Source organism: Delftia acidovorans NBRC 14950 (genome assembly GCF_001598795.1).
GTDB lineage: Bacteria > Pseudomonadota > Gammaproteobacteria > Burkholderiales > Burkholderiaceae_C > Comamonas > Comamonas acidovorans.
On sequence record NZ_BCZP01000001.1, the window covers coordinates 16721 to 32789 of the forward strand.

16 protein-coding genes and 1 tRNA gene are annotated in these 16069 nt (G+C 63.4%); 13 read left to right on the plus strand and 4 right to left on the minus strand.

The genetic code is table 11. The features are described 5' to 3' along the window. The first annotated feature begins 178 nt into the window (after positions 1–178). The 3 genes from DA1_RS00030 to pdxA all read left to right on the plus strand — a co-directional run bounded on the left by DA1_RS00030 (position 179) and on the right by pdxA (position 3499). Positions 179–1504 (plus strand): MFS transporter, encoded by a 1326-nt coding sequence (locus DA1_RS00030; RefSeq protein WP_034396936.1) that lies wholly within the window; start codon positions 179–181, stop codon positions 1502–1504. A gap of 74 nt (positions 1505–1578) precedes the next feature. Then, positions 1579–2325, plus strand: a complete 747-nt coding sequence (locus DA1_RS00035; protein ID WP_034398939.1) for a Nif3-like dinuclear metal center hexameric protein — start codon at positions 1579–1581, stop codon at positions 2323–2325. Between the two features lie 112 nt (positions 2326–2437). Then, positions 2438–3499: a 4-hydroxythreonine-4-phosphate dehydrogenase PdxA gene (gene pdxA / locus DA1_RS00040; protein WP_034396934.1), complete on the plus strand. Its 1062-nt coding sequence runs from the start codon at positions 2438–2440 to the stop codon at positions 3497–3499. A 92-nt stretch (positions 3500–3591) separates the two neighbouring features. On the opposite strand, the gene mscL is transcribed toward pdxA, so the two are convergent. After that, positions 3592–4020 (minus strand): large conductance mechanosensitive channel protein MscL, encoded by a 429-nt coding sequence (gene mscL / locus DA1_RS00045; RefSeq protein WP_012207302.1) that lies wholly within the window; start codon positions 4018–4020, stop codon positions 3592–3594. 149 nt (positions 4021–4169) lie between these two features. Between mscL and petA the strand changes: the two genes are divergently transcribed. The 6 genes from petA (at position 4170) to DA1_RS00075 (ending at position 8498) form a co-directional block, all read left to right on the plus strand. Continuing rightward, entirely contained in the window at positions 4170–4766 is a 597-nt protein-coding gene (gene petA, locus DA1_RS00050) for a ubiquinol-cytochrome c reductase iron-sulfur subunit (protein WP_012207301.1), read from the plus strand. 14 nt (positions 4767–4780) lie between these two features. Next, entirely contained in the window at positions 4781–6196 is a 1416-nt protein-coding gene (locus DA1_RS00055; RefSeq protein WP_013800811.1) for a cytochrome b, read from the plus strand. Positions 6197–6213: 17 nt separating this feature from the next. Then, positions 6214–6969, plus strand: a complete 756-nt coding sequence (locus DA1_RS00060; RefSeq protein WP_012207299.1) for a cytochrome c1 — start codon at positions 6214–6216, stop codon at positions 6967–6969. 103 nt (positions 6970–7072) lie between these two features. Continuing rightward, the gene (locus tag DA1_RS00065) at positions 7073–7684 is read left to right on the plus strand and encodes a glutathione S-transferase N-terminal domain-containing protein (protein ID WP_012207298.1); all 612 of its coding nucleotides are present in this window, start codon (positions 7073–7075) and stop codon (positions 7682–7684) included. Positions 7685–7787: 103 nt separating this feature from the next. Then, complete coding sequence (locus tag DA1_RS00070; protein ID WP_034396932.1) at positions 7788–8324, plus strand: ClpXP protease specificity-enhancing factor; 537 nt, start codon at positions 7788–7790, stop codon at positions 8322–8324. A 98-nt stretch (positions 8325–8422) separates the two neighbouring features. Beyond that, positions 8423–8498, plus strand: a tRNA-Thr gene (locus DA1_RS00075). A 69-nt stretch (positions 8499–8567) separates the two neighbouring features. On the opposite strand, the gene DA1_RS00080 is transcribed toward DA1_RS00075, so the two are convergent. Next, positions 8568–8873, minus strand: coding sequence for a hypothetical protein (locus DA1_RS00080; RefSeq protein ID WP_034396930.1), 306 nt, complete (start codon positions 8871–8873; stop codon positions 8568–8570). Positions 8874–9184: 311 nt separating this feature from the next. On the opposite strand from DA1_RS00080, the gene secA reads away from it, so the two are divergent. The 4 genes from secA (at position 9185) to DA1_RS00100 (ending at position 15006) form a co-directional block, all read left to right on the plus strand. Next, entirely contained in the window at positions 9185–11932 is a 2748-nt protein-coding gene (gene secA / locus DA1_RS00085; protein WP_013800813.1) for a preprotein translocase subunit SecA, read from the plus strand. Positions 11933–12082: 150 nt separating this feature from the next. Then, positions 12083–13315: a bifunctional glutamate N-acetyltransferase/amino-acid acetyltransferase ArgJ gene (argJ, locus tag DA1_RS00090; protein ID WP_013800814.1), complete on the plus strand. Its 1233-nt coding sequence runs from the start codon at positions 12083–12085 to the stop codon at positions 13313–13315. 165 nt (positions 13316–13480) lie between these two features. Further along, the gene (locus tag DA1_RS00095; RefSeq protein WP_012207293.1) at positions 13481–14437 is read left to right on the plus strand and encodes an ATP-binding protein; all 957 of its coding nucleotides are present in this window, start codon (positions 13481–13483) and stop codon (positions 14435–14437) included. A gap of 50 nt (positions 14438–14487) precedes the next feature. Further along, positions 14488–15006, plus strand: a complete 519-nt coding sequence (locus DA1_RS00100; RefSeq protein ID WP_034396927.1) for a (deoxy)nucleoside triphosphate pyrophosphohydrolase — start codon at positions 14488–14490, stop codon at positions 15004–15006. A 10-nt stretch (positions 15007–15016) separates the two neighbouring features. Here the strand turns inward: DA1_RS00100 and DA1_RS00105 are convergent, their stop codons facing one another. Both DA1_RS00105 and zapD read right to left on the minus strand, forming a co-directional pair. Beyond that, positions 15017–15283, minus strand: a complete 267-nt coding sequence (locus DA1_RS00105) for a DNA gyrase inhibitor YacG (protein WP_034398936.1) — start codon at positions 15281–15283, stop codon at positions 15017–15019. Then, positions 15283–16038: a cell division protein ZapD gene (gene zapD / locus DA1_RS00110; protein ID WP_034396925.1), complete on the minus strand. Its 756-nt coding sequence runs from the start codon at positions 16036–16038 to the stop codon at positions 15283–15285. The genes DA1_RS00105 and zapD overlap by 1 nt, the downstream gene beginning before the upstream one ends. Positions 16039–16069 lie beyond the last annotated feature (31 nt).

Consider the following 16069-nt stretch of genomic DNA (forward strand, 5'->3'; position numbering starts at 1 on the left):
GAATCCCCGGACGACTGCGCCACGCCGCGTTCGCTGTTGCGCCGGCCCACAAGCCGGCCCCAAGAGAGAGCCAAGTCCTCCGATCCCGAAGTCTTGCAGAACGATCTGCCGCTGCACGCTCATCCGTTGCCGTGGCATCCACCGCGCCGTCCTGCTGTTCGATCCCTGGAAAAAAACCATGACTACGCTTGACCAAGCGCAGCCGGGCATGGCCCCCGCTGTTGCGACCGCACGTCCTCTCAACCGACAGGACTACAAGACCCTGGGCCTGTCGGCCCTGGGCGGCACCCTGGAGTTCTACGACTTCGTCGTTTTCGTTTTCTTCGCCAATGTCATCGGCAAGCTGTTCTTCCCGGCCGAGATGCCGGACTGGCTGCGCCAGTTGCAGACGCTGGGCATTTTTGCGGCGGGCTACCTGGCCCGGCCCATCGGCGGCATTCTGATTGCGCACTTTGGCGACATCCTGGGCCGCAAGAAGATGTTCACGCTGTCCATCTTCCTGATGGCCGTGCCCACGCTGGTGATCGGTCTGCTGCCCACCTATGCCTCCATCGGCATTGCCGCGCCGATTTTGCTGCTGGCCATGCGCGTGCTGCAGGGCGCGGCCATTGGTGGCGAGATGCCGGGCGCCTGGGTCTTCGTGGCCGAGCATGCGCCGGCGCGCCACTATGGCTTTGCCATCGGCTCGCTGACTTCGGGCATCACGGGCGGCATTTTCCTGGGCTCCATCATCGGTGTCTGGCTCAACAGCACCTACAGCGCCGAGGAGATCCACGACTGGGCCTGGCGCATGCCCTTCATCCTGGGCGGCGTGTTCGGCCTGGTATCGGTCTACCTGCGCAAGTTCCTGCACGAGACACCCATCTTCCAGGAGCTGATGGCTCGCAAGCAGGCCGACCGCGAACTGCCGCTCAAGACCATCGTGCGCGACCACCGCCAGGCCTGCGTGCTGGTGGCGCTGATGACCTGGGTGCTGTCCACGGCCATCGTGGTGGTGGTGCTGTTCACGCCGGCCTATCTGCAGAAGGTCTTCCACATCGACGCGGCCCTGGCCATGAAGGCCAACGCCGTGGCCACGGTGACGCTGACGCTGGGCTGTGTGTTCTGGGGCTGGCTGTCCGACAAGATGGGCACGCGTGTGGCCATGGTCACGGGCTGGCTGGGCATGACGGTGACGGCCTATGCGTTCTATCTGAACCTGCCGGGCACGGCGTCCTCGCTGGTGTGGAGCTACGCGCTGGTGGGCTTTTTCGTGGGCAGCATTGCGCTGCTGCCGGTGGTGGGCGTGCGCGCCTTCCCGGCCGAGGTGCGTTTCACGGGCCTGTCCTTTGCCTACAACATGGCCTATGCGGTGTTCGGCGGCATGACGCCCATGCTGGTGTCCGTTTGGCAGCAGGTGGATGTGATGGCGCCTGCGCACTATGTGGCGGCCATGGGCATCCTGGGCGCGGCCATCGGCTTCTGGCCCCTGGCCTGCCATGGTTGGCAACCCAGGCGCGGCTGAGCTGGGCAGTGGAATGAAGGGCAGCATGGCTGCCCTTTTTCTTGGGCGCCGCATGGATCGCTGACAATCCTTTCATGAGCACCACGCGACAAGAACTCCTGGCCCACTTCGACGGTTTGCTGCAGCCCGAGCGCTTCAAGGACTATGGTCCCAACGGCCTGCAGGTGGAGGGGCGCGGCGAGATCCGCCGCATCGTCAGCGGGGTGACGGCCAGCCGCGCGCTGATCGAGGCGGCCATCGAGGCGCAGGCCGATGCCATCTTCGTGCACCACGGCTTGTTCTGGCGCGGCATGGATGGCCGCATCACGGGCTGGCTCAAGGAGCGCATCCGCCTGCTGCTGGCCCACGACATCAATCTCTTTGCCTACCACCTGCCGCTGGATGCCCATCCGCAATGGGGCAACAACGCGCAGTTGGGCGTGCAACTGGGGCTTGAGGGCCAGGCAACGTTTGGCGAGCAGAACCTGGGCTGGATGGCCGCGGCGGAGTTTGCCGACGCGGCGGCGCTGGGCAGGCATGTGGAGCAGGCGCTGGGGCGCACTCCTGTCTGCGTGGGGGGAGAGCGCCCCATGCGCCGCATTGCATGGTGCACGGGTGGCGCGCAAGGTTTCTTCGAGGCCGCGATTGCCGCTGGGGCCGATGCCTTCATCACGGGCGAGATTTCCGAGCCGCAGGCGCACCTGGCCCGGGAAACGGGCGTGGCCTTTCTGGCGGCAGGCCACCATGCCACGGAGCGCTACGGCGCGCCGGCCCTGGCGGGGCAGGTGGCATTGGAGCTGGGGCTGGAGCACCGTTTCATCGAGATCGACAATCCGGCCTGATGCTGGCCTGTTATTGGCCCGTTGTTCGCCTACTATCGGCCCGCCCAAGGGGCGAGGCCTTTTGCTGCAAGCGCGGTGCGAATGACCGGCTTGCCTGATCCGGATACCGAAAATGCCTGATTTCACACACCCCCAAGCCGCGATTGCCATCACCCAGGGCGACTCTGCAGGCGTAGGGCCCGAGACCATCGCCAAGGCATTCATGGAAGTGCCCGAGGTCATGCGCGGCTGCTTCGTCGTCGGCGAGTTGCAGACGCTGCGCCGGGCAGCCGCCGTGGCGGCGCGTGCGCGCGATGGCGACAACGCCATTCCCCTGCCCGTGGCCGTCATCGAGTCGGCTGAGCAACTGTGGCAGGTGCCGCGCCACTGCATCCCTTTGCTGGAGCTGCCCGGGCTGCCCGGTCCTGCGTCCTGGGGCCAGGTGAGTGCCAGCGCCGGTGACGCGGCTGCGCGCTGCGTGGTCTGGGCCGCGCGGGCTGCCTTGCGCGGCGAGATCGCGGCTCTTGTGACGGCGCCTCTGCACAAGGAGGCGCTGCATGCTGCGGGCGTGGACTTTCCTGGTCATACCGAGCTGCTGCAGTTCGAGGCTGCGCAGCATGCGGGTGTGGGCCTGGACCGCATGCCGGTGCGCATGATGCTGGCCAACGATGAGCTGCGCACGGTGCTGGTCAGCATCCATACCTCGCTGCGCAAGGCGATCGATGCGGTAACGAAGGACAACCTGCTGCAGACCTTGCGCATCACGCATGAGGCCCTGTCTCGCAGCCTGGGTCGCCCGCCGCGGATCGGTGTGGCAGGGCTGAACCCGCATGCGGGCGAGGGCGGCCTGTTCGGCAGCGAGGAGGTCGAGATCATTGCCCCGGCCATCGCCCAGGCGCGCGCCGAGGGCCTGGACGCCCATGGACCTTTTGCGCCCGATACGGTGTTCATGCGCGCCCGCAATGCTACCGGCCACCCCGGTGAGTTCGACGTGGTGCTGGCCATGTACCACGACCAGGGACTGATTCCCGTGAAGTATCTGGGCGTGGAAAAGGGCGTGAATGTCACATTGGGGCTGCCGCTGGTGCGCACCAGTCCGGACCACGGCACGGCTTTCGATATTGCAGGGCAGGGCCTTGCAGAGGCGAGCAGCCTGATTGAGTCCGTGCGAATGGCGCGCAAATTGGCGGCTTGAATGGCTAGCCCAAGCAACGGGAATCTGCAGTAATGGAAAACGCCCGTGGCAACCATGCCACGGGCGTTTTGATTTGCATCAAAACACGGATTTCAACGCTTGAGGCTGTCGCGAATCTCGCGCAGCAGCACGATGTCTTCAGGGGTGACGGGGGCCGGTGCAGGGGCTGCCGGGGCCTCGCGGCGCAGGCGGTTGATCTGCTTGACCATCATGAAAATGATGAAGGCCAGGATGATGAAATTCACCGCCACCGTGATGAAGTTCCCATAGGCAAATACGGGGACGCCGGCCTTCTTGAGGGCATCGAGCGTCATCGCTGTTCCGGGGGGCACGCTGCCCAGCACGACGAACAGATTGGAGAAGTCCAGCTTGCCGAAAACCAGGCCAACGACCGGCATGATCAGGTCGTTTACCACGGAATCAACGATTTTGCCAAACGCTCCGCCGATGATGACGCCCACGGCGAGATCTACCACGTTTCCCTTAACTGCGAACTCACGAAATTCCTGCATCATGCCCATGGCTGGCTCCATCTGGAAAGAGTTTGAGATAGCGCAGTATTGCGCGGCTTTGGAGCCTGTCAATGTCGGAGTCGGTATGGAATAACCATACTCGCCCCGCTACAATTTATTGTTGACCCCAACTCAAGCGACGTAGTTCGAGGAACCCCATGAGTGACACTCCAATCGACTCCAGCAAGCGGACGTGGATCATCACGTCGGCGTGTGCTGGCGCGGTGGGCGGCGTGGCGACAGCCGTCCCGTTCGTGAGCACCTTCCAGCCATCCGAGAAGGCCAAGGCCGCCGGGGCTGCAGTGGAGGTCGATATCTCCGCACTCAAGGACGGCGAGAAGCTCACGGTCGAGTGGCGCGGCAAGCCAGTCTGGATCATCAAGCGCACGCCGGAACAGATCAAGGAACTGCCCGAGCTGGACAGCCAGCTGGCCGATCCCCAGTCCAAGCGCCACCCTGAAGAGTTCACGCCGCCCTACGCGATGAATGAAGCCCGCTCGATCAAGCCCGAAGTGCTGGTCGTCGTCGGCATCTGCACGCACCTGGGCTGCTCGCCTTCCGACAAGTTCCAGCCCGGCGCGCAGCCTTCGCTGCCCAATGACTGGAAGGGCGGCTTCCTGTGCCCCTGCCATGGCTCGACCTTTGACATGGCTGGCCGTGTCTTCAAGAACAAGCCGGCCCCCGACAACCTGCAGGTGCCACCGCACATGTACCTGTCGGAGACCAAGCTCCTCATCGGTGAAGACAAGGCTTGAGGGAGACAAGAACAATGGCCCACGAATTCAAGGACATCGATCCGAACGCGCCCGCAGGCGCCAAGCTCACGAACTGGTTCGAGAACCGTTTTCCAACGGCTTTCGACGCCTACCGTGTGCACATGTCGGAGTACTACGCTCCGAAGAACTTCAACTTCTGGTACATCTTCGGCTCGCTGGCGCTGCTGGTGCTGGTGATCCAGATCGTCACCGGCATCTTCCTGGTGATGCACTACAAGCCGGACGCCGAGAAGGCGTTCGCCTCGGTCGAGTACATCATGCGCGATGTGCCCTGGGGCTGGCTGATCCGCTACATGCACTCCACGGGCGCGTCGGCCTTCTTCGTTGTCGTCTATCTGCACATGTTCCGTGGCCTTCTGTACGGTTCGTACCGCAAGCCGCGTGAACTGGTCTGGATCTTCGGCTGCGCCATCTTCCTGGTGCTGATGGCCGAGGCCTTCATGGGCTACCTGCTGCCCTGGGGCCAGATGTCGTACTGGGGCGCCCAGGTGATTGTGAACCTGTTCTCGGCGATCCCCTTCATCGGCCCGGACCTGGCGCTGCTGATCCGTGGCGACTACGTGGTGGGCGATGCCACGCTCAACCGCTTCTTCAGCTTCCACGTGATCGCCGTGCCCCTGGTGCTGCTGGGCTTGGTCGTGGCCCACTTGCTGGCGCTGCACGACGTGGGCTCCAACAATCCGGACGGCATCGAGATCAAGGGCCCCAACGCGCCCAAGGACGCCAAGGGCCATCCGCTGGACGGCATCCCCTTCCATCCCTACTACACGGTGCACGACATCTTCGGCGTGACGGTGTTCCTGTTCCTGTTCTCGGCCGTGGTGTTCTTCGCGCCCGAGTTCGGCGGCTACTTCCTGGAGTACAACAACTTCATTCCGGCCGATCCGCTGAAGACGCCTTCGCACATTGCGCCGGTCTGGTACTTCACGCCGTTCTACTCGATGCTGCGTGCCATCACCAGCGAGATGATGTATGTGCTGATCGCCTGCGTGTTGCTGGGTGCGGGCTTTGGCGTGCTCAAGTCGCGCCTGCCGGCAGCCGTCAAGGGCGTGGTCGCCATCGTGGCCCTGGGCGTCATCGCCATGATGCTGTCCATCGACGCCAAGTTCTGGGGCGTGCTGGTGATGGGTGGCGCCGTGATCATCCTGTTCGCGCTGCCCTGGCTTGATTGCAGCCCGGTCAAGTCCATCCGCTATCGTCCGAGCTGGCACAAGTACCTCTACGGCATCTTCGTGATCAACTTCGTGATCCTGGCCTATCTCGGTGTGCAGCCGCCTTCGCCCATCGGCGAGCGCGTGTCCCAGGTCGGAACGCTGTTCTACTTCGGCTTCTTCCTGCTGATGCCCTGGTGGAGCCGCCTGGGCAAGACCAAACCCGTTCCCGATCGTGTGACGTTCAAGCCGCACTGAAGCTGGAGAGAACAACAATGAAGAAACTGATTCTCACGTTGATCGCGGCCCTGGGCATCATGACCGGTGCACAGGCTTCCGAAGGCGGCATCGCCTGGGACAAGGCCCCGGGCAAGACCAATGACACGGCATCGCTGCAAAACGGCGCCAAGCTGTTCGTCAACTACTGCCTGAGCTGCCACTCGGCCGCATTCATGCGCTTCAACCGGCTGCAGGACATCGGGCTGACCGAGCAGGAAATCAAGGACAACCTGCTGTTCACCACCGACAAGGTGGGCGAGACCATGAAGGCGGCCATCAACCCGAAGGAAGCCAAGGAGTGGTTCGGAGCCAATCCGCCGGATCTGACAGTGATCGCGCGCTCGCGCGCAGGCCACAACGGCACGGGCGCCGACTATCTCTACACCTTCCTGCGCACCTTCTACCGCGATGACACCAAGGCCACGGGCTGGAACAACCTGGCCTTCCCCAGCGTGGGCATGCCCCATGCACTGTGGCAACTGCAGGGCGAGCGCCGTGCCATCTTCGAAGAAGCCGAAGAGCACGGCGTGAAGACCCAGGTTTTCAAGGGGTGGGAGCAGGTCTCTCCCGGCTCCATGAGCCCAGTGCAGTACGATCAGGCAGTTGGCGATCTGGTGAACTACCTGCAATGGATGGGTGAGCCGGCACAGAACAGCCGCATCCGCATTGGCGTGGGCGTGCTGCTTTTCCTGGCGGTCTTCATCTTCATTGCATGGCGCCTCAACGCCGCGTTCTGGAAAGACGTCAAATAAAACCGTGACTGCAGAAGGTCGTGCAAGCGATTGCGCGGCTGAACTGTGTGCAGAGTGGGCGCCGCGAGCGACCCACTCTTTTTGATTTTTAGGAGCCTCCACCATGATGGTGCTTTATTCGGGAACGACCTGCCCCTTTTCACACCGTTGCCGTTTCGTCCTGTTCGAAAAAGGCATGGACTTCGAGATCCGCGATGTGGACCTGTTCAGCAAGCCTGAAGACATCAGCGTGATGAACCCGTACGGCCAGGTGCCCATCCTGGTCGAGCGCGACCTGATCCTGTACGAATCGAACATCATCAACGAGTACATCGACGAGCGCTTCCCGCATCCCCAACTGATGCCCGGCGACCCGGTGGACCGCGCCCGCGTGCGCCTGTTCCTGCTGAACTTCGAGAAGGAACTGTTCGTGCACGTGAGCACGCTCGAGGAGCGCAACGTCAAGGGCAACGAAAAGGCCATCGAAAAGGCGCGCGCTCACATCCGCGACCGCCTGACGCAACTGGCTCCCGTGTTCCTCAAGAACAAGTACATGCTGGGCGAGAACTTCTCCATGCTGGACGTGGCCATTGCCCCGCTGCTGTGGCGCCTGGACTACTACGGCATCGAGGTGTCCAAGAACGCCGCCCCGCTGCTCAAGTACGCCGAGCGCATCTTCTCGCGCCCTGCCTACATCGAAGCGCTGACGCCTTCCGAGAAGGTGATGCGCAAGTAATTCGCATCGGTTGACGACTGATTGCGCGGGCAGGGAAGGCGGTCAACCGATCGCCATATCCTGCCCGTTTTCGTATTACGACCACTCTTTTCCTGGGATCGTCATGACTGCCCCCGAAGCAACTTCCACCCGCCCCTACCTGATCCGGGCCCTGTACGAGTGGTGCACCGACAACGGCTTCACACCCCACATCGCAGTGCGCGTGGACCGCAACGTGCAGGTGCCGCGCGAGTTCGTGCGCGACGGCGAGATCGTGCTCAACGTCAGCTACGACGCCACCAGCGGCCTGCAGATGGGCAATGACTTCATCAGCTTCACGGCCCGCTTTGGCGGCAAGCCACGCGAAATCATGGTGCCTGTCGAGCAGGTGATGGCCATCTACGCACGGGAGACCGGCCAAGGCATGGCTTTCCCGGCGCCGGAGTCGGATGCCGACAACGACAACGACAACGAAGTTTCGGTCGAGCAGGAATCCGATGAGCCTGTGTCGCAGGACGCAGTTGCTGAAGTGCCGGCCGAGCCAGCTGCCGACGAACGCGTGGTGCAGCTGGTGAGTATCCAGAGCGAGGGTGATGATGAAGAGCCCCCGCGCACGCCGCCGCCCTCGGGCACGCGGCCCTCGCTGAAGCTGGTGAAGTAGGTTTTTCGTACCCTGGGCCTGTGATCACGCGTGCAAGCGGGCTCGCAAGCGCCAGGAACGGCTGAAGCAGTCTTTTTCTGCGCTAGAATTCGTGCTTCGCCGGTTTAGCTCAGTTGGTAGAGCACCCGCCTTGTAAGCGGTAGGTCGTCAGTTCGAATCCGACAACCGGCACCAAAAGGTCTCCTTCGGAGGCCTTTTTTCATTGCTTTCTTCATTTCCGGCCGCGTTTGTTTCAGCGGCCGATCAGGCCTGCACTTTGAGCCGGATCTCGGTCACATCCCACCCCTTGGTGCGCAGGTGGGCGGCCATGGCGGGAAGCAACTGGCGGATCTTGGCGGCTGCCGCATTGTTTCGCACCAGCAGGCACCAGGTGCTGCCCTCGATGGGGCCCGCCTGCAGGCTGGCGCGCAGCAGCGGCGGCACCAGGGGCAGGATGGCCGTCAGGCGATTGCTGGAGTCCCGGGTGAGCTGTGCGAGCCGCGCCAGCGTGGGCGAGTTCTCGACGGCGTGCAGGGCGGTGACGGCGTGGTGGCGGCGTGTGAAGGTCATGGGCTTGAAGGGCTGGACTGGCAGCGTTGGCATGCGCCGGCCCGGAGGGTCGTTATAGCAGCATCTGCGGGGTGGCGCGGGTCCGGGGATTCGGGTTCGGGGCTGTGCGGCTGCATGCGTCGGCCTGCCTGAAAGAGGGTTGGACAGAGGCAGTTAGAATCAATTGTTCGGTTCTCGCTTCGGCCCGGTCGCATGTGTTCTTCAGAAGAGCACTTGCAGGCAGGTGGAGCGGCCCCATCTGAAATCCAACAATCTAGGGATTCCAGGCACACCGCAGTCCGCTTCAGCGGGCGGCGGTGTGTCTTTTTCGCATGGCCACCAACTTCCTCACCAAACTATTCGGCAGCCGAAACGATCGGCTTCTCAAGCAATACCGCAAGACGGTTGTTCGCATCAATGCGATGGAGCCCGACTACGAGAAGCTCAGCGACGAGGCTCTGCGTGCAAAGACGCAGGAGTTCAAGGAACGTGTGGCCAAGGGCGAGTCGCTGGACGACCTGCTGCCCGAAGCCTTCGCCGTGGTGCGCGAGGGCTCCAAGCGCGTCATGAAGATGCGCCACTTCGACGTTCAGCTGCTGGGCGGCATGGCGCTGCACTACGGCAAGATCGCAGAAATGCGCACCGGCGAAGGCAAGACGCTGACCGCCACGCTGCCGGTCTACCTGAACGCACTGTCGGGCAATGGCGTGCACGTGGTGACCGTGAACGACTATCTGGCCAATCGCGATGCGACCTGGATGGCCAAGCTGTACAACTTCCTCGGACTGTCGGTGGGCATCAACCTGCCCAACATGCCGCGCGAGGAAAAGCAGGCTGCCTACAACAGCGACATCACCTACGGCACGAACAACGAATACGGCTTCGACTACCTGCGCGACAACATGGTCTACGAGTCGGGCGACCGCGTTCAGCGCGTGCTCAACTACGCCATCGTCGACGAGGTGGACTCCATCCTGATCGATGAGGCCCGCACGCCGCTGATCATCAGCGGCCAGGCCGAAGACCACACGGCCATGTACGTGGCCATGAACAAGATCGTCCCCAACCTGGTGCGCCAGGAAGGCGAGGCCGACCCGCGCACCGGCGAAGGCGTGACCAAGCCCGGCGACTTCACCGTGGACGAGAAGAGCCACCAGGTGTTCCTGACTGACCAGGGCTACGAGGCCGCAGAGCGCCTGCTGGGCCACGCCGGCATGATTGCCGAGGGTGCCTCGCTGTACGACCCGGCCAACATCACCCTGGTCCACCATCTCTACGCGGCGCTGCGTGCCAACAACCTCTACCACCGTGACCAGCACTATGTGGTGCAGAACGGCGAGATCGTCATCGTTGACGAGTTCACGGGCCGCCTGATGGCTGGCCGGCGCTGGAGCGACGGCCTGCACCAGGCGGTCGAGGCCAAGGAAGGCGTGACCATCCAGGCCGAGAACCAGACCATGGCCTCGATCACCTTCCAGAACTACTTCCGTCTCTACGGCAAGCTGGCTGGCATGACGGGCACGGCCGATACCGAGGCCTACGAATTCCAGGAAATCTATGGTCTCGAGACCATGGTGATTCCGCCCAACCGTCCCAGCAAGCGCGACGACCAGCTCGACCGTGTCTACAAGACCACGCGCGAGAAGTACGAGGCGGCGATCCGCGATATCCGTGAATGCCATGAGCGCGGCCAGCCCGTGCTGGTGGGCACGACTTCGATTGAGAACTCCGAAATCATCGACGAGCTGCTCAACAAGGAAAACCTGCCCCATCAGGTGCTCAACGCCAAGCAGCACGAGCGCGAGGCCGATATCGTGGCCCAGGCCGGCCGTCCCGGCATGATCACCATCGCCACCAACATGGCCGGCCGTGGCACCGACATCGTGCTGGGCGGCAACATCGAAAAGCAGGTGGCTGCTGTCGAGGCCGATGAATCCCTGTCCGAAGCCGAACGCCAGCAGCGCATCGAACAAATGCGCGCCGACTGGAAAATCGAGCACGACAAGGTCTCGGCCCTGGGTGGCCTGCGCATCATCGCCACCGAGCGCCATGAATCGCGCCGTATCGACAACCAGCTGCGTGGCCGTTCGGGCCGCCAGGGCGATCCCGGCTCCTCGCGCTTTTACCTGAGCCTGGACGATGCGCTGATGCGCATCTTCGCGGGCGACCGTGTGCGCGCCATCATGGACCGCCTGAAGATGCCCGATGGCGAAGCCATCGAAGCCGGCATCGTGACCCGCTCCATCGAAGGTGCGCAGCGCAAGGTCGAGGCCCGCAACTTCGACATCCGCAAGCAGCTGCTCGAATACGACGACGTGTCCAACGACCAGCGCAAGGTGATCTACCAGCAGCGCAACGAGATCCTCGACGCCTCGGACCTGTACGAGATGATCACGGTGATGCGCGACGACGTGGTGTCCGATCTGGTGCGCCAGTACGTTCCTGCCGAGTCCATGGAAGAGCAGTGGGACCTGGCCGGTCTGGAAAAGGCGCTGGAAAGCGAATGGCGCATCCAGCTGCCGCTGCAGTCGCAGGTGCAGTCCGCGCACGCCATCACCGACGAGGAAATCCTCGAAAAGGTGCTGCAGGCCGCCCGTGAAGTGTTCGATGCCAAGGTCGAGCTGATCGGCCGCGAGAACTTCACGCAATTCCAGCGCGCCGTCTTGCTGCAAAGCTTCGACACCAACTGGCGTGACCACCTGTCTGCACTCGACTATCTGCGCCAGGGCATTCACCTGCGCGGCTATGCGCAAAAGCAGCCCAAGCAGGAATACAAGCGCGAGGCCTTCGAGCTGTTCCGCCAGCTCATCGACCAGGTCAAGACCGAAGTCACGCGCGTGTTGATGACCGTGCAGGTGCAGTCGCGCGAACAGGTGGAGCAGGCCACCGAGGCCCTGGAGCAGCGCAGCGCCCACAGCCTGGAGCACATGACCTATGGCGCTCCGTCGGATGGCGACATCGGCGGCTCCGTCGAAGACGAGCCGCTGGAGCTGCCCGAAGGCGCTCGCGTGGGCCGCAATGATCCCTGCCCCTGCGGCAGCGGCAAGAAGTACAAGCAGTGCCACGGCAAGCTGTCGTGATGCGGCGGGCGTCGTAAGACACCGCAAGACACGGAAAACGGCACGGATGCACTCCGTGCCGTTTTCTTTTTTAAGGTCGATGAAATACGTGCCGCTCCGGTTTGTTCCGATAATGGAGCGCGTTTTTCTTTCACTGTAGGAAGCCCCTCAATGCCTGTGAATCTCTCCGCTCCCGTGCACGCCGACCTGTTGGCGATCGACGGCGTTCGCATCGGCGTCACCGAAGCCGGTGTGCGCAAGGCCAACCGCAAGGACCTGTCCGTGTTCCTGCTCGACGAGGGCGCTTCGGTGGCTGGCGTGTTCACACAGAACCGTTTCTGCGCAGCGCCTGTGCAGGTCAGCCGCGAGCATCTGGTTCAGACAGCGGGCGCCATCCGTGCCATGGTCATCAACACAGGCAATGCCAATGCGGGCACCGGCGCCGACGGCCTGGCACGTGCGCGCCGTACCTGCGCAGATCTGGCAGCGCTGCTGCAGCTCAAGCCCGAGCAGATCCTGCCGTTCTCCACTGGCGTGATCATGGAAGAGCTGCCTGTGGACCGCATTGCAGCCGGCCTGCCGGCCGCCATTGCTGCAGCCAAGGCCGACAACTGGGGCACGGCTGCCGAGGGCATCATGACCACCGACACCCTGCCCAAGGCCTTCAGCCGGGCCGTGGACATTGGCGGCAAGCGTGTGAGCATCACCGGCATCAGCAAGGGCGCGGGCATGATCCGCCCCAACATGGCGACCATGCTGGGCTTTCTGGCCACCGATGCGGCCATCGCTCCCGAGCTGCTGCAGCCCCTGGTCAAGGAACTGGCCGACGGCTCGTTCAACCGCGTGACCATCGACGGCGACACATCGACCAACGATTCCTTTGTGCTGGTGGCCACGCACAAGGCCGGCAATGCGCAGATCACTTCGCTGACCAGCGCCGAAGGCCAGGCCCTGAAGGCTGCATTGCTGGATGTGTCGCGTTTGCTGGCCCAGGCCATCGTGCGCGACGGCGAAGGTGCCACCAAGTTCATCACCATCAAGGTGGAGGGTGGCAAGACCGAGGCCGAGTGCCGCCTGGTGGCCTACTCCATCGCGCATTCGCCCCTGGTCAAGACGGCGTTCTTTGCCAGCGACCCGAACCTGGGCCGCATCCTCGCGGCGGTTGGCTATGCTAGCATCGACGATCTGGACCAGACCAAGATCGACCTGTACCTGAACGATGTGCATGTCGCAGTCAATGGCGGCCGCAACCCTGCCTATCAGGAGGAAGACGGCCAGCGCGTGATGAAGCAGCAGGAGATCATCGTGCGCGTGCTACTGGGCCGAGGGGAGGCCGAGCAGACCGTGTGGACCTGCGATCTGAGCCACGACTACGTGAGCATCAACGCCGACTACCGCTCCTGACTCTCCACCCACCGTGCCGCCGGCAGCCGCAGGCCTTGTGCCTGGCTGCTGCCAGCTTTCAATGGCGGCCGGCGCGCAAAAGCTCTGGCGTTGGCATGAGATCCATCTCGATTCCCGGGCATATCCAGCGTCGGTGGCCGTGAGATCCGTATTCGAGAGACATCCATGACATTGCCCACAGAAGCCGTCGCCGCCCCCTTGCTGCAACTCGTGCAGCGCGCCGAGCAGCTGATGCAGCGCATCGAGGCCATCCTGCCCCAGCCGCTGCAATCCCCCGCAGACTGGAATACCGCGATCGCCTGGCGCTATCGCAAGCGCGCCAACGGCTGCGGTTTGCTGGAGCCCGTGCGCCACGTCGGCGCCATGCAACTGTCCGACCTGCAGAACATCGATGTGCAAAAGGACAAGATCGCGCGCAATACCGAGCAGTTCGTGACCGGCCGCACGGCCAACAACGTGCTGCTCACCGGCGCGCGCGGCACGGGCAAATCCTCGCTGATCCGTGCCTGCCTGCATGCCTTTGCGTCGCAGGGCCTGCGCCTGATCGAGGTGGACAAGGCCGATCTGACGGACCTGCCCGACATCGTCGATGTGGTGGCCGGCCGGCCCGAGAAGTTCATCATCTATTGCGACGATCTGAGCTTTGAGGAAGGCGAGCCTGGCTACAAGGCCCTGAAGTCCATTCTGGATGGATCAGTCAGCGCCGCCAGCCCGAACGTGCTGGTCTATGCGACCAGCAATCGCCGCCATCTGCTGCCGGAGTACCAGTCCGAGAATCTGACCTACCAGCGCGGCGAGGATGGGGAGCTGCATCCCGGCGAGGTGATTGAGGAAAAGATCTCCTTGTCCGAGCGCTTCGGCCTGTGGGTGAGCTTCTATCCCTTCAGCCAGGACGAGTACCTGCGCGTGGTGGCGCAATGGCTGGAAGCCCTGGGACTGGACCAGGCCACGATCGAGGCCGCGCGTCCTGAGGCCCTGGTCTGGGCGCTGGAGCGTGGCTCGCGCAGCGGCCGTGTGGCCCATCAGTTCGCCCGTGACTATGCGGGCCGCGCCGAGCGCCCGAACCAGCGCCAGACTGGCATCGCCGATGTCCAAGGGCTGGCCGAAGAGGCCGAACTCTGACAAGCCTGCTGCCCGGCCTTGGGGCCGGGCGGTTTTTTGCGAAAGATCAAGTGACTGAAAAAGAAATCTCCCTGAACACCGGCGCCGATGCTGCCCAGTCTCAAACGCCGTCTCAAGCGCCGGCCCAGCGCAAACACACCGAAGTCGCCGTTGGCGTGCTCCTGCGCGAGTCCGATGGCGCGCTGCTGATCACCAGCCGGCCGCCTGGCAAGCCCTATGCCGGCTATTGGGAGTTCCCGGGTGGGAAGATCGAATCCGGCGAAACCGTGGAGCAGGCATTGCGTCGCGAGCTTCAGGAAGAGCTGGGCGTCGAGATCGCAGCAGCCCCCGTCTGGAAGGTCACCGAGCATGACTATCCGCATGCCCTGGTGCGCCTACACTGGTGCAAGATCACGCGTTGGAGCGGGGAGTTCGAGATGCGAGAAGGCCAGCAGATGGCCTGGCAGCAACTTCCGCTGCAGGTGCAGCCGGTGCTGCCTGGCGCCTATCCGGTGCTGCAATGGCTCAGCGAGGAACGTGGGCTGCCTTTTGATGTCGGCTTCTACGAGGCAGGCCAACCGAAAGTCTGAACAGGCCTGATCAGGGTTCAGTGCGAGGATCGCCGAAGGGCGAGTCCTCGGGAGGCATGGGCGCAGGCACGCGGAATTCCTCGTTGGCCCAGGCGCCCAGGTCGATCTGGTAGCAGCGCTCGCTGCAAAAGGGCCGAAAGCGGTTGGCCGGCGCGAACAGGCTGGGGCCGCTGCAGGTCGGGCAGCGCACCGTGGGCCCTGCGGATGCGGATGCGGATGCGGATGATGCATCGACAGAGGGCGTGGCTTTCGTGGACATGCCGGCAGTCTTTTTCATCAGCTGCAAAGCGTGACCTCGAACGAGGCATCTTCGCTGCAAGGCTGGGGTTTGGCGCCGCTCTCGGGGCGAAGCAGGCGCACCGAAACCAGCAGGCGGTTGCCGCTGATTTCCGGAACAAGATTCAATGCCGGGTCTATGCGAAGGCGCAGCAGCTGAAAGCTGCGACCGGGCGGCATGGCCTGCTGGAACACGCCCTTTTCTGCGGCCACCCATTGCGGCACGCCGGTTTCGCGCAGCATCTTGAGCAGCAGCTGCAGCGACTGACCCAGCGGGGTCAGTGTGCTGGCCCAGTCCTCAAGATCACGCAGGCGCACCTGGGGGTCATGGAACTGCCAGGCGTGATAGGCCGGCAAATCGAAACCGCAGGTGCCGCCAGGGATGCCGATGCGGCTGCGCACGGCCATCAGCCATTCGTTGTCGGTCAGGGACTGGCCGGCCTTTCCGTTCTGGGCATTGAGCTGGGCAAAGCACTGCTCCACATGGCGGGACACCTGGTCGAGCATGTGCTGGGCGATATCGGGGTTGCCGCGCAGGCTGTCGAGCAGGCTCTTGTGGCGTTCGAGGTCTTTGAGCACGTCCGTCTTCAGGTCGGTGCGTGCTGCCACGTCCATGATCTCGAAGATGGTGACCAGCGCGAAATGGTGATCGATGGAATGAGCGCGCGACAGCAACTCGCCCAGGCGGCGATACAGCTGCTCCAGCCTGAGGTAGGTCCTCAGGCGCTCATTGAAAGGATATTCGTACAGGATCACGCTTGCTGGGCTCCTCGGGGTGCTCAGGAAT